This is a genomic window from Brevibacillus sp. TJ4, assembly GCF_044627595.2.
Lineage (GTDB): Bacteria > Bacillota > Bacilli > Brevibacillales > Brevibacillaceae > Brevibacillus.
Map to the genome: position 1 here is coordinate 3,896,535 of NZ_CP185865.1, position 12,924 is coordinate 3,909,458.

Below are 12,924 nucleotides of genomic sequence, written 5' to 3' on the forward strand. Positions count from 1 at the left end.
GGAGAAGGCTCCGTTTTTACTTTTACCTTCAATCGGAAAAGGAGAGATCTTGTCATGTCAGAAAAACAGTGGAAACCAGAGACGATCGCCATACACGGAGGACAGACGGTCGACCCGGCGACAGGCTCGCGCGCTGTGCCGATCTATCAGACGACCTCGTTCGTGTTCAATGACACGGAGCATGCTGCCAACCTGTTCGCGCTCAAGGAATTCGGAAACATTTACACACGGATTATGAATCCGACCCAGGACGCCTTTGAACAGCGCGTCGCCCTGCTTGAAGGAGGCGTGGGCGCACTTGCAACCGCTTCCGGGCAAGCTGCGATCACGTTTGCGATCCTCAACATCGCCCAGGCTGGCGATGAGATCGTCTCCTCCAGCAGTCTGTACGGAGGGACATACAACCTGTTCGCCCATACCCTGCCGCGCTTGGGGATCAAGGTCACCTTCGTCGATCAGTCCAATCCGGAGAATTTCCGCGCTGCCATCACCGACAAGACAAAAGCTGTCTTTTGCGAAACGATCGGAAATCCGCGCATCGACGTAGCCGATTTGCAGGCGATCGCGGCCATCGCCCACGAAAACGGCGTGCCGCTGATTGTCGACAACACGTTCGCGACCCCGATCCTCTGCCGTCCATTCGAGCATGGTGCCGACATCGTCGTCCATTCCACGACCAAGTTTATCGGCGGGCACGGTACCGCGATCGGCGGCATCATCGTAGACTCGGGCAAATTTGACTGGAACAACGGAAAGTTCCCCGGACTGACGACTCCGGACCCGAGCTACCACGGTGTGGTGTACACGGAAGCGGTCGGGCCTTTGGCGTACATCATCAAAGCGCGGGTCCAACTGCAACGCGACATCGGAGCAGCCGTCGCGCCGTTCAATTCCTTCCTCTTCCTGCAAGGGCTGGAGACGCTCCATCTGCGGATCGAGCGGCACAGCGAGAACGCGCTCGCCGTCGCCCGCTATCTCGCTTCCCATCCCGGAGTGGAGTGGGTCAACTACCCGGGGCTGGAAGGGGACAGCCAGTATGAGCTGGCGCAAAAATACTTGCCAAAAGGTGCCGGAGCCATCCTGACGTTCGGGATTCGCGGCGGTGTAGCGGAAGGCAAAAAGCTGATCGAATCCCTGCAACTGTTCTCGCATCTGGCAAACGTGGGCGATTCCAAGTCGCTGGTCATCCATCCGGCCAGCACGACCCACCAGCAGTTGACCGAACAAGAACAGGCTGCTGCCGGCGTCACTCCGGGAATGGTCCGCTTGTCCGTAGGAACCGAATCGATTGACGATATTATCGGCGACCTGGAGCAAGCCTTGAAACAGGTAGCCAACGTAAGCACGGTCTAACAAACAAAACATCGAAAAAAGCCCCGTCGCGACAACTACTGGCTGCGACGGGGCTGCTTTCATTTCCTGTCCTTGGATTCGTTAAAATGCGCGCAAATACTGCTGGGGAAGCTCGATTTCGCCAGACAGCTCGCGAATCGCATGAATCGCCCAGTACGGGTCGCGCAGCATTCCGCGTCCGACAGCGACCAGGTCGGTGTCTCCGTTGCCGAGAATCGCTTCCGCCAACTGCGCATCCTCCAGGCGGCCCACTGCGATCACTGGCACGTCGAGCGCTTCCTTGATCGCACGCGCGAACGGAACCTGGTAGCCTGGATGCACACCCGGACGGCCTCCGGAGCCGATCGGTCCTTCTCCTCCGCTCGACAGGTGGAAAATGTCCACACCCGCTTCCTTGTACCGCCGGCACAATTCCGTGCTGTACTCCAGCCCGTAACCGCCATCCACATACTCAACAGCAGACAGACGCATGATCAGCGGCATGTCCTCCGGGATTACCTTTTTGACCGCTTCGATCACTTCCACGCCAAACAGGGCGAGATCGCGTCCGTACTTATCATCGCGCTTGTTCGTCAGAGGGGATTGGAACTGATGGATCAAATACCCGTGGGCACCGTGAATCTCGATCGTATCCATGCCTGCCTCCACAGCGCGGCGGGCAGACTCGGCGAACTTGATCACCATCTGCTCCGCTTCCTCTGTCGTCAAGGCGCGCGGCATCTTGTAGCGGGAGCCAGGGAACTGAATCGCCGAGGCGCTGACCGGAACCTCCGCGTCCTCCGCCTTCCGTCCGGCATGGCCGATCTGAACGCCGATTTTCGCTCCGTACTTATGTACCTCCGAGACGATGCGGGCAAATGCAGGGATCTGCTCATCGGACCACAGCCCCAGGTCGCGGTTGGTAATCCGGCCATCCGGCTCCACATCTGTCATCTCCACGATAATTAGTCCGGTTCCGCCTACGGCACGGGAAACGTAGTGAACAAAATGCCAGTCAGTCGGAGTACCGTCATGCGCCTCTACGGAATACTGACACATCGGCGGCATGACCACACGATTTTTCAATGTAAGTCCCTTGAATTGAAACGGGGCAGCCAACAAAGCCATTTTTTCACTCCTCCTCCTCTTTTTCACCATCATGCCAAAGTGCAGCCATGAATGCAATCTCGTGCTGCACTTCTCCCACCCCGGACTCGCGCATCGCGTAAAAAACGCCCACTTGCCGGCATGGGCAAGTGGACGTCTGCCTGTTTTGCAGTCGGATTACTCCGGCATGGAACCGGTGTAGATCGATTGCGGACGAATGATCCGGTTGTTCGCCGCCTGCTCCAGCACATGGGCACCCCAACCGACGACGCGGCTGACGGCAAAGGTAGGCGTAAACAAGTCGTCGTCCAGACCGACGGCACGCATCACGGCAGCGGCAAAAAATTCGACGTTGGTGTTGAGCTTGCGACCCGGCTTGTATTCCTCCAGCAGCTTCAGCCCCACCTGTTCCACATGTGTCGCCAGGTCAAACCAGGGATCGTCACCCGACAGTTCCGAGGCGACGACACGCAAAGCGGTCGCGCGCGGATCGACAGTCTTGTAGACGCGATGGCCAAAGCCCATCAGTCTGCCGCCGTTCTCCAGCTTGTCGCGCAGCCATGGCTCCGCATTTTCCTTGCTTCCGATCGCTTCGATCATCTCCGTCACTTCCGACGGTGCGCCGCCGTGCAGCGGTCCTTTCAACGAGCCAATCGCGCCGGCAATCGCCGAAATCAGATCCGACTGTGTCGAGCTGACGACCCGGGCTGTAAATGTAGAAGCATTCATGCCGTGCTCCTGCGTCAAGATCAGGTACGCATCCAGCGCCCGTACATGCGCGTGAGAAGGCTTTGTTCCTTTCAGCATGTACAGGTAGTTGGCGGTATGTCCAAGCCCGGCATCCGGCTCAAGCGGTTCCCGCCCTTGCACACAGGCATGGCGAAAGGCTACGATCGTCGGCATTTTCGCGGCAACGGAAATGACTTCGTCAATCGTAGGTGGCCAGCGGTGCGTCGAATTGCCCAGTGCCGACACGCCAGTACGCAGCACACTCATCATGTCCACATCTGCGGGTATTGCGCGAATGACCGCCTTGACGTAATCAGGCAGTGTGCGTTTCGCTTTCATTTTGTCTGTCAGCGCTGCCAATTCCTGCTCGGTTGGCAAGTGACCGTACCACAGCAAGTGCGCCACTTCTTCAAACGTATGTCTGATCGCCAAATCCCGCGCCCAATAGCCGCGATATACCAGTAATCCATTCAGACCGTCGACAAGGCTCAAGTCTGTTTCCGCTACGGCGATTCCGTCCAGGCCAACTGCCAGCATAGGTTGTGAACCCATCATCTCCACCCCTTCAACATCTCTTTCTTATCAGTATACTAATCACCTTTCGTAATGATAAATAAAATATTGAAGTGGTATTGATTTTGTTTTGTAATTAGACTTGCGCTCTTCCTCCCGGCAGCACAGGTGTCATCGGCGGATACAGGGAACGCAAAATATCGACAAACGCTTTGGCTGCTTCACTCATGCCCCCCTTGGGAACGACCAGGTAGGAGGCCACTTTGGGCACGTTCAGTCCGGGCGTCGGCAGCTCGATAAAGCGATTTTCAAACAAATCGCGGGTGACCGCCGAATGTGGCAAAAAGGACACGCCCAGCCCGTCTTCGATGAACCGCTTGGTGATATCGACCTGGGATACAGCCATCGTCCGCAAAGCCAATCCTCGCTGTCGCAGCAGCAGCAAAAGCTCATCCCAGTAGCCGGGGTGGTTGTAGGTCAGCAGCCGCTTCGTTTCCAGCTCATTTTCCCAATCCGGCAGCGGCGCTTCCATATCTCCGCCGTTGTGCGGGACGACGAACACGATCGGGTCCTCATACAGCAAATATGCCGACAGTTGGAACTCTCCCGGAATAATCCGGGTCAAGCCCAGGTCTGCCTGCCCTTTTTGTACCCAAGGTCCTATTTCGACAGATTCTGCGATCTTGATCGACAAATCCACATCGGGATACAGCTTGGTGTAGCGATGAAGCAAATGTGACAATCGCGTTCGGGCGATAATCGGGGAGACGACGATCTCCAGCTTTTCCCGGTACCCCTGACGCCATGCCTGCAAGTCTTCAAGGCCGTGGTTCCACTTCTCCAATACGCTCTTGACGTGAGGCAGGTACCGCTTCCCGGCCGCAGTCAGCCGGACGCGCTTGCCCACCCGTTCAAACAGAGGGATGCCCAATTCCTTTTCCAATATGCGAATGTGTTGGCTTACGGTCGGCTGAGCAATAAACAACAACTCCGCCGTCTGGTGAAAGTTCTCCGTTGTCGCCGCCACAAGAAATGTTTGCAAAACGCGTAAATCCACGTGCCTTCCCCTTTCTTCCTAGACAGTTGTAAATCGTTCACACCCTCCCAGCACTCCGTACATCCTTCTTCCTAATATCGGCAAATCATGCACGGACATCCACTCTATTTCCCAAATTTTGCATACAGGACGTAAGGCACAAGATTGCAGGTACTTTTTTCCTTATTTCATTTTAAATTTACTAATTATGGTTTTCATGTTGTTTCCTGTGCTACAATACGAAACTGGGTGCAAAAATCGACAAACACGGGCACCCTGTAACCTAGAGATAGAAACCGTAAAGGGGAGAAGAGAAATGGAGACGACAACCAACGCAAGTCCTCCACGCAAGAAATCCAAAAAAATGATGCTCGGCATCGGTGCCGCCGTAGTCGTCGTACTGGCAGGTTTGGGAACGGCTTACGCCAAGCTCGATTTGTTCAAGAGTGCGAAAACCATTTACCTGCAAGCAGAGGCGACGAGCATGATGCAGCTTTCCGATCAAGTATCCACTGCCTATGCTGAATACGATGCGTATATGAAACCATATTTGGAGCAACCTGTACACACGACGACGGAGATTTCCGACTTTGTCCTGGACGCCGATATTCCAGATCCGTCGGCACAGGCCGTGCTGGACCTGCTCAGCAGTGCCAAAGTCGTAATGGACGCCAATGTGGATGAGAAAAACCAACTTCAATCCGGGAAAGTAGAGCTGCATCTCAACGGTTCTCCATTGACTTCTCTCGAATACTTTCAAAAGGATACCCAATTCGGCTTTTCATTGCCTGACTTTTACAGCAAGTACTTCTATGCAGATTTGAAAGACCGGGACACGCTGGAAGCGAATTTCGGAGAGGGATTGCCGAAGCGTTTTGTCACGACTGGCGATTTTTACGAGGCTGTGAAATTGGACAGCAGCGAAGTAAAGTCGCTTCTGACTCCGTACGCGCTGCTGTACGCGGGCAGCGTCAAGGACAGCCAGGTCAGCATGAATGACGCAGCTACCTTCAACGTGGAAGGCTACGAGACGAAAGCCAAGGAAATTACCGTCAGCTTCACCCAGGAAGAGGCTTCTGCGCTGCTGACCGAGATCGCAGAAAAGGCAAAAGCGGATGAGGCGCTGCTCACGTTCCTCTACACGCGTTACAGCAATCTGACCACACTGATGGACGACAGCGGCTATCCGGTCAACGCCTTGTCCCAGGAGGAGTTCAAAAAACAGTACGACCAGTTTTTTGCAGATATGATCGAAGAAGTAAAAGTCGGCACACCGACGCAGGAACAACTGAAAATGGTCGTGATGGTCGACAGCAACTATCACATTCTTTCCCGCAAGCTGTATTTCACCGGTGAGCAAGGAAACGAAGAGCAAGTTCTGTGGAACAGCGTCGCCTTTACCAACGGTGCTGACACGTACCACCGCTATTCCGTACATGATCCAGAAAACTGGGATAGCAACGAAATCACCTTCACTTACAAAGCAACCGAACAAGACGGAAAAACAAACGGAACGATGAGCTTCCTGTTCGTCGAGGCAGACGAACCGCATCTTGATTTGACGTCTACGTTTGAAGCGACAAAACAAGACAAACAAGAGAATACAACCTATTCCTTCACGCTTTCCGTACTGGACGATACGATTGGAGAGCAAATGTCTTTGTCGGGCGACATCACAGCAAACGTCACCAACACGGAAAGTGGCCGTCAATCGACAGCCGATGTCACGATCAACTTCGATCAGGCTACGCCAGATATGCCACAAGGAATCAGTCTGAAAGTGAACGCGACCGAAGAGTTCGGCAAGCCGCTGGAGATTCCGACCATCAGCGCAGACAACAGCGTGAATCTCGCTACACTGGATGACATGCAAATGATGGAAATCGAGCAAGAAGTCGGCATGAATCTGCAACAATTCATGATGAACAACGCAGCATTGTTCGAAGAATTTATGATGATGCCGTAAGCTGGTTACACCACGTTTTACAAGCAAGAGCAGTCCGGAAGTCTCCATGATCGAGACTTTCGGGCTGCTCTTTTTTTGCAGGCGAGAAAATGTGAAAAAGAGGGCAACGGCAAAACAGCCGGGTGCAAGGAACTCCTCCACACACGGCTGCTGTGTCCGCAAATCGTTACCGCTTTTCGATAATACTGTCGATCAAGCCGTATTCCAATGCTTCCTGGGCCGACAGGTAGAAGTCGCGATCGGCGTCGCGCTCTACCTGTTCAACCGTTTTGCCCGTACGCTCGGCGATGATGCTGTACAGCTTGTGGCGGGTGCGCAGGATGCGGTCTGCCGCGATTTTCATGTCGCTCGCCTGCCCCTGCGTGCCTCCCGTCGGCTGGTGCAGCATGACCTCGGCATTAGGCAAGGCGAATCGCTTGCCGGGCGCACCGGAAACGAGCAACATCGCTCCCATGGATGCGGCCATGCCGGTGCAGATCGTGGATACGTCGGGCGATATGAAATTCATCGTGTCGATGATCGCCAAACCGGCCGTGACAGAGCCGCCGGGCGAATTGATGTACAGGTGGATATCCTTTTTCGGGTCTTCTGCAGCCAGAAACAATAGCTGGGCGACGACGGCATTGGCAATCTGGTCATCGACCACGCTGCCGAGGAAGATAATCCGGTCTTTCAACAAGCGAGAATAAATGTCGTACGAACGCTCTCCGTAACTGGTCTGCTCCACGACGACTGGGACGAGGTTCATCGCCGATTCCTCCTTTATCTTCATCTTATATCCGGATGAAATACGCTACGCTGCCAGGCTCATGCGAATCGACTGGGCTGATCCGCCTGCCGAACGCTTTTGGGCAAAGCCGGAAGATACCTCGGTGACAATCGCGGGGCTTTCCTTGGTGCCTACCTTTCGGATCGTCACCGTCGGCTCCTGCTCCACGCCCCCCTGCTTCTGCTCCCCGGGGAGCGCAACGACCTGCCCTGTTCCTTTTCGCGGACTGCTCTCCCAGATGATGATCGGCCCTGCAATGACGGGCTCGGTTTGCTTCGCCTTCACGCCTCTTCTCCTCCTTTGGGGTAGACCGCAAGAATGACCTGATACGTCTCTGCTCCTGTTGCGGAGTGCTGGTACTTTTTCACTAACTCGTTGACCAGTTGGACGTACTCTTCGACAAAAGCGCTCCGCTGTTCGGCGCTCGCCAGCCGGACTGATGTATCCAGGGTGGCACTGGGGATATCCTCCTCCTGATCCGAGCGCTCCATCAACAGGAGCGCATCCCGCTTGATCCGTTCCGCGGTAGTAACCAAGTGGGACAGCGCTCCTTGATCCTTGATCTGCTGCACGGTATTGCCTGCCCAATTCAGTCCTTCTGACAGCACGTAGGTCCGGGCGATAGCCAGGTACAGCACTTCGACCAGATTGCGCACCTGGCGACTGCCCACACGTCGGACCAACCCTACCTTTTCCAACGCCTTTAGGTGGTAATTGACCCGCTGGGGAATTTCATTGATCGCCCTCGCTACCTCCGCGGCAGAGGCTGGTTCCGCCAGGCGACTCAAGATTTCCGCGCGCAGCGGGTTCAGCAGCGCCATGGCCTGTTCCGGCGATTCGACTAGATAGGTCTCCAACTGCTCCTCTTGGGCCACACAACCACCTCGCAATAAATAACATTTACGTAAAAATATATTATTACGTAGTTTTCTTTTTGTCAAATGCTGGGATGCAGCTTCCGAACATTTTCTTATTGCCTGTTTATTTAAACAGGCGTAGAATGAGGTTTATCTAAAGGAGGTGTCGCCATGGAAGAACTGTTGCTACTGCTTTCGTTGGACGATATCTTCGCCTTGCTTGCCACTTTTGTGGGAGGGCTGACGTCGATTGTTTACCTGCGGCACTGCCTCCATCCGCATATGCTGGCGATGCAAGTTCGCACAGAAGATGCCTACAGGCCATCCATCAATATTCGGATGATTGAAACGTATCCGATGGATTCATGGGGTACCCTGCGCTCCCGCCTGTTCCGGCGCAAGCAGCACACCGACAGCGAATCAGATGCTCTCAATCGCCTTCTGGTACCATCCGTTTGACGGAGAATCCAAAAGGAGGTTGATCGTATGATCGCGAAATTTATCGGGGAAGCCTTGCTGTTTGTCGTTGCCCTGCCTATCTTCGCCTACCAGACGGTGGAGAGCTTGCATGGCCTGGCTGAAGTCTTCGCGCAGATGACCGATTACATGAACTGGAAGTAATCGATTTCGTACTGCAAACTCATTCACCCCAAACATAACAAAAAATCCTGACTGCGCCTCGGCTGCGGTCAGGATTTTTTTCGTATGCCTCTACTGTTCTGCCTCAATGCGGTCGCCTCGCGAAGTCGGCTGGGAAATCACCAAGAATTCGACATCATCCAGACGTTCATTTTTCATCTGATGCGGCACTCCCGGCGCTACTTCGACGCCTTCGTGCTGACGCAAGACGATGCGCGTGCCGTCTACCTCGAGCATCGCCTCGCCAGACAGGACGAAGAAAAACTGGCGCGACCTCGCATGGTAGTGGCGCACCTCTGCCGTCCTGGCCGGCATTCGCTCGTGAATCACGCTCAAGTCATTTCCTTTTACCAGATGCCAGCCGTCACACGCGTCTCCCCACTGGTAGTGCTCCGCATTTTTTTTGCTGATGGAAAACGGGCGTGGCGCCGCCTGCTGTTCCACAGGGCGAGAAACAGGCTGTTGCTCAATTGGACGTGCGGCCGTCTTTGCCTGTGGTGTAAATCCTTTGAACCGCGTCCCTTGCCATGCGAGTATTCCCGTCTCATCTTCCCGGACAACTCCGTATTCCTGTCCGCTGACCGGCAGTTCGAAGCGTTCCCCGGCGCTTGTTTCAAATGACACAAAATACGAGGTACTTGCGGAGGTATTCCCCGAGCCTCCCCATACTTTCATTCGCTTGCCGACCACCGTAACCAGCTCCTGCCTGACCGGCGAAGCATTATTGTTCGCCCAGGTCCGCAGACCTTTGACGATGACAAAGACAATCCCGCCTATGACGATCAGGGGAATCAGTGTGAACATTAGTGAGAACAGAATATTGTGCATCCCCATAAAGCCCGGTTCGTAAAACAAAACAACCTCTCTCCCCTCGCAATAAGAAAACCGTATGTATTGATCTTACCATAATTGGATGCGAATTCGGCATTTTCCGACAGCATGTGCCACCGTTCATTTACTGTCCCAAGTAAACGTGTTACAATGGAAAAGTGTCCTAGCCAACACATATTGTTTTACTTATATGAGGAGCCTGTCTCAAGAGGCTTCTTTTTGCCTTTTTGAAAGAAACATAATAGCGAACCCTTATATGGTGATTCGTATTTCTGAAGGGGGATCATGCTGTATGCTTGTGTTGCAACTAGCCATCATTTTGTTGGCGTCCAAACTGGCTGGTGATCTGTCAGTCCGCTTGGGACAACCCTCTGTATTGGGGAAACTGATTATCGGGATTATCCTCGGTCCATCCGTACTGGGCTGGGTGACGAACTCGGATATACTCCATGAACTGAGCCAGATCGGGGTCATCCTGCTGATGTTCCTCGCCGGATTGGAAACCGACCTGGATGAGTTCAAAAAATCAGCCAAAGCATCAACTAGCGTTGGACTAGCTGGTATTATCGCACCCCTTGGACTCGGCTACCTCGCCGGGATGGCAATGGGGATGCACACCTTCGAATCGCTCTTCCTCGGACTGCTGCTCTCTGCGACCAGTGTCAGCATCTCGGTTCAGACGCTAAAAGAGCTAGGCAAGCTAAAATCAAAAGAAGGTGCTACTGTCCTCGGTGCGGCTGTAATCGACGACGTCGTGGTCATCCTCGCGCTGGCCTTCCTGATGAGCTTTTCCGGCGGCGATGTCGATTTGGGCATGGTTGTCCTGAAAAAAGTGATTTTCTTTGGAGCCATCATTCTGCTTTCCTGGAAGGTAGTGCCATGGGTGCTGAAGCGCTTCGCCCCGCTGCAAGTGACCGAGCCTGTCGTCACTGGCGCCTTGATTATCTGTTTTCTGTTCGCGTACTTTGCTGACTACACCGGTGTAGCCAACATCATCGGCGCCTATATCGCCGGTATCGCGATCAGCCTGACCAACTTCAAAAACGAAATTACGCACAAGACGGAAACGATCAGCTACGCTGTTTTTGTCCCTCTGTTCTTCACCTCGATCGGGGTCAGCGCAGAATTTAGCGGCATCCTGAACAACCTCTGGCTGATTATCCTGCTGAGCCTCCTGGCTATCTTCACCAAGCTGGTCGGCGGCGCGATCGGAGCGAAGATTTGCGGCTTCCCGTGGGCGAATTCGATGGCTGTCGGCGCTGCGATGATCTCCCGTGGCGAAGTGGCCCTGATCATTGCCGCCATCGGGCTGGAAAGCAATCTGCTTACTGCGGACATGTTTGCTGTGCTGATCGTCGTCGTACTCGTCACGACGATTGTAACGCCACCGCTGATGAAATTCTTCTTCTCCAAAGTAAAGGAAGGTCCAGAAAAACTGGCCCTCGACAAAGGCGAATAAGTCGACACCAACTCTCTTCCCAGGTAAATACCGGGAAGAGAGTTTTTGCTTGTGTGGCCCGAGCCCTGCACCTTAGTACAGCGGCAGCCCCTGCTCCCGCAAGTACGCCTCTTTAATCTGAATCAGCGTATCAAACACCGGATGACGCTCACCGTACACCTGTTCAAACAGCGCCTGGCTGTAGCGAAGATCTTTTAGCGTCAACAGCGGGTAATCTTTCATTCCGTACGTGCCATCCGGCAAGTACGCGTAGTGCAAATCGCCGGCCTCGTTTTCCCAGTGCGGCGCAGTGGCAATCACACCGTCCCGCAGCTTCTCCGCCGCTATGAGGTACTCTTCATTGGACGTTGTCTTGTACAGCTCCAGCAGGTAGTTCATTTCGGCGAGCTGGTGGTTGAGCGAAGCATGCGTCTTGATGTCCGGCTTCGCGTCAAAGGCGTAGTCGGATACAAGATAGCCTCCGTTATCCATCAAAAAATGCCGTGCCTCGATATGGTCGAGCAGGTAGCGCGCGTACTCTTCCGAACTCGCGAGCAGCCGCGGGTCCTGGTAGCGGTTGTAGCCTTTCAACAGAAACAGGGCCTGGTCCGTATTGAAGCGGGTATCGTAAAAATACCTGCCGATTCCGTAATCGCCGTTTAGCCAGAGCGAAGTCGGCGACGTATACCAGTAGCCCTTGTCATTTTGCCAGCGCAAGGAGGCGTACAGCGATACGAGGGCAAAATCTTCGAAAATCTGGCTGCCCTGAGTTCGCAAAAACTTCTCCCCGACCGCATTCGTCGGGTTTAGCCAAAAACTTCGCGGCGACGTGGGCGAATACGTGCTGGGCGTGGCGACCAGCATGCCTTCACGCGTCCATTTGCGCACCCGGTTGAAGTCCCCCATCCGCAGGTCGACGGCGGTACTGCTCTCCCAGTCGAAGAGCGGCTTCGCTCCTACAAACCCCCAGGTCTCGACGATCGAATTCGAGACTTGCGGCAGGGTGATGACGAGCCCTTCACGGGTGGGAAGCACCGCTTTGCCCAGCTCGTAACGCTCTTTGCGCACCTCGCTCTCCTGTTTTTCGTAAACATCTATGTAGCCGATCAGCATCGAACGGTTGGATTCCTCAATAAACGCCGTCTCCTTGGGAAGAGCGGTGCCGGCTTCACCCTGCATGGCTTCGGACCAGACCGACTTGACGAAATCAAAACCGTCGGGATACGTAATCGTCCGGTATGTAAAATCTTCCTGCAGCTCGATCGGTACTATCAAAACGATCGGTTCCGGGCTCCACCCCTTTGGTTCATAGCGGAGAAAATAATACAACGTACCGCTGGGAAGCACTGCCGTCGTCATCGCCAAACGTCCCTGCTCCTGTCCTTGCACCGCTACCTCCCACGTCCGCTCCTCTTCGGTATAGAGCGCATTGGGATGTATAGCCTGGGTCAAAAGCGTGGCGCTGGTGCCAGCAGAAAAGACTGGTTTGACCGCCGAAGAGTAGACTGGCGCATCTTCCGGGATGGAAGCAACTGCAGTTACAGAAACAGCAGAAAAAAGAATAAATACGAGAATCGGCAAACGAAGTTTTTTCATGGTGTTTACGGCCTCCTTTGCAGATAGCTGCTTCTGTTTGACGCAAATCGTTTTCCAAATGTTTCAATTCGCACTGCCATTGGAAAGTACCTGCCGGTTTGATATATTTGC

Annotated in this window: 13 protein-coding genes and 1 pseudogene; 5 read left to right on the top strand and 9 right to left on the bottom strand. The window is 54.2% G+C overall.

Features of this window, described 5'->3' with window-relative positions:
* Nucleotides 1-54 precede the first annotated feature (54 nt).
* Entirely contained in the window at nucleotides 55-1,353 is a 1,299-nt protein-coding gene (locus tag ACAF76_RS19180) for a homocysteine synthase (protein WP_421617243.1), read from the top strand.
* An 81-nt stretch (nucleotides 1,354-1,434) separates the two neighbouring features.
* Here the strand turns inward: ACAF76_RS19180 and ACAF76_RS19185 are convergent, their stop codons facing one another.
* From ACAF76_RS19185 to ACAF76_RS19195, 3 genes are all read right to left on the bottom strand, one after another.
* Complete coding sequence (locus ACAF76_RS19185; RefSeq protein ID WP_421617244.1) at nucleotides 1,435-2,460, bottom strand: NADH:flavin oxidoreductase/NADH oxidase; 1,026 nt, start codon at nucleotides 2,458-2,460, stop codon at nucleotides 1,435-1,437.
* Between the two features lie 156 nt (nucleotides 2,461-2,616).
* Nucleotides 2,617-3,720 carry a citrate/2-methylcitrate synthase gene (locus tag ACAF76_RS19190; protein WP_421617245.1) on the bottom strand — a complete coding sequence of 368 codons (1,104 nt, stop codon included), beginning with the start codon at nucleotides 3,718-3,720 and terminating at the stop codon, nucleotides 2,617-2,619.
* Between the two features lie 97 nt (nucleotides 3,721-3,817).
* Nucleotides 3,818-4,738, bottom strand: coding sequence for a LysR family transcriptional regulator (locus ACAF76_RS19195; protein ID WP_421617246.1), 921 nt, complete (start codon nucleotides 4,736-4,738; stop codon nucleotides 3,818-3,820).
* Nucleotides 4,739-5,033: 295 nt separating this feature from the next.
* Here ACAF76_RS19195 and ACAF76_RS19200 point away from each other — a divergent pair, with 295 nt between their 5' ends.
* Entirely contained in the window at nucleotides 5,034-6,683 is a 1,650-nt protein-coding gene (locus ACAF76_RS19200; RefSeq protein WP_421617247.1) for a hypothetical protein, read from the top strand.
* A 166-nt stretch (nucleotides 6,684-6,849) separates the two neighbouring features.
* Here the strand turns inward: ACAF76_RS19200 and clpP are convergent, their stop codons facing one another.
* Genes clpP through ACAF76_RS19215 form a run of 3 tightly spaced genes read right to left on the bottom strand, consistent with a single transcriptional unit; the run spans nucleotide 6,850 to nucleotide 8,273 of the window.
* A complete protein-coding gene (gene clpP, locus ACAF76_RS19205; RefSeq protein WP_421617248.1) occupies nucleotides 6,850-7,455 on the bottom strand; it encodes an ATP-dependent Clp endopeptidase proteolytic subunit ClpP in 606 nt (201 codons plus the stop codon).
* Between the two features lie 21 nt (nucleotides 7,456-7,476).
* Complete coding sequence (locus tag ACAF76_RS19210; RefSeq protein ID WP_421617249.1) at nucleotides 7,477-7,737, bottom strand: hypothetical protein; 261 nt, start codon at nucleotides 7,735-7,737, stop codon at nucleotides 7,477-7,479.
* Nucleotides 7,734-8,273, bottom strand: a complete 540-nt coding sequence (locus ACAF76_RS19215; RefSeq protein WP_421617935.1) for a winged helix-turn-helix domain-containing protein — start codon at nucleotides 8,271-8,273, stop codon at nucleotides 7,734-7,736. Before ACAF76_RS19215 ends, ACAF76_RS19210 begins: the two co-directional genes overlap by 4 nt.
* A gap of 207 nt (nucleotides 8,274-8,480) precedes the next feature.
* Between ACAF76_RS19215 and ACAF76_RS19220 the strand changes: the two genes are divergently transcribed.
* Nucleotides 8,481-8,768 (top strand): hypothetical protein, encoded by a 288-nt coding sequence (locus tag ACAF76_RS19220; RefSeq protein ID WP_421617250.1) that lies wholly within the window; start codon nucleotides 8,481-8,483, stop codon nucleotides 8,766-8,768.
* 27 nt (nucleotides 8,769-8,795) lie between these two features.
* Nucleotides 8,796-8,930, top strand: coding sequence for a hypothetical protein (locus tag ACAF76_RS19225; protein WP_421617251.1), 135 nt, complete (start codon nucleotides 8,796-8,798; stop codon nucleotides 8,928-8,930).
* A gap of 90 nt (nucleotides 8,931-9,020) precedes the next feature.
* Here the strand turns inward: ACAF76_RS19225 and ACAF76_RS19230 are convergent, their stop codons facing one another.
* Together ACAF76_RS19230 and ACAF76_RS19235 are read right to left on the bottom strand one after the other, a co-directional pair.
* Nucleotides 9,021-9,359 carry a cupin domain-containing protein gene (locus tag ACAF76_RS19230; RefSeq protein WP_421617936.1) on the bottom strand — a complete coding sequence of 113 codons (339 nt, stop codon included), beginning with the start codon at nucleotides 9,357-9,359 and terminating at the stop codon, nucleotides 9,021-9,023.
* A 99-nt stretch (nucleotides 9,360-9,458) separates the two neighbouring features.
* Nucleotides 9,459-9,782 (bottom strand): annotated as a pseudogene (locus tag ACAF76_RS19235) (DUF2500 domain-containing protein); the annotation flags it as partial.
* Nucleotides 9,783-10,071: 289 nt separating this feature from the next.
* On the opposite strand from ACAF76_RS19235, the gene ACAF76_RS19240 reads away from it, so the two are divergent.
* Nucleotides 10,072-11,238, top strand: a complete 1,167-nt coding sequence (locus ACAF76_RS19240) for a cation:proton antiporter (protein WP_421617252.1) — start codon at nucleotides 10,072-10,074, stop codon at nucleotides 11,236-11,238.
* Nucleotides 11,239-11,310: 72 nt separating this feature from the next.
* On the opposite strand, the gene ACAF76_RS19245 is transcribed toward ACAF76_RS19240, so the two are convergent.
* Nucleotides 11,311-12,813, bottom strand: a complete 1,503-nt coding sequence (locus ACAF76_RS19245; protein WP_421617253.1) for a hypothetical protein — start codon at nucleotides 12,811-12,813, stop codon at nucleotides 11,311-11,313.
* Nucleotides 12,814-12,924 lie beyond the last annotated feature (111 nt).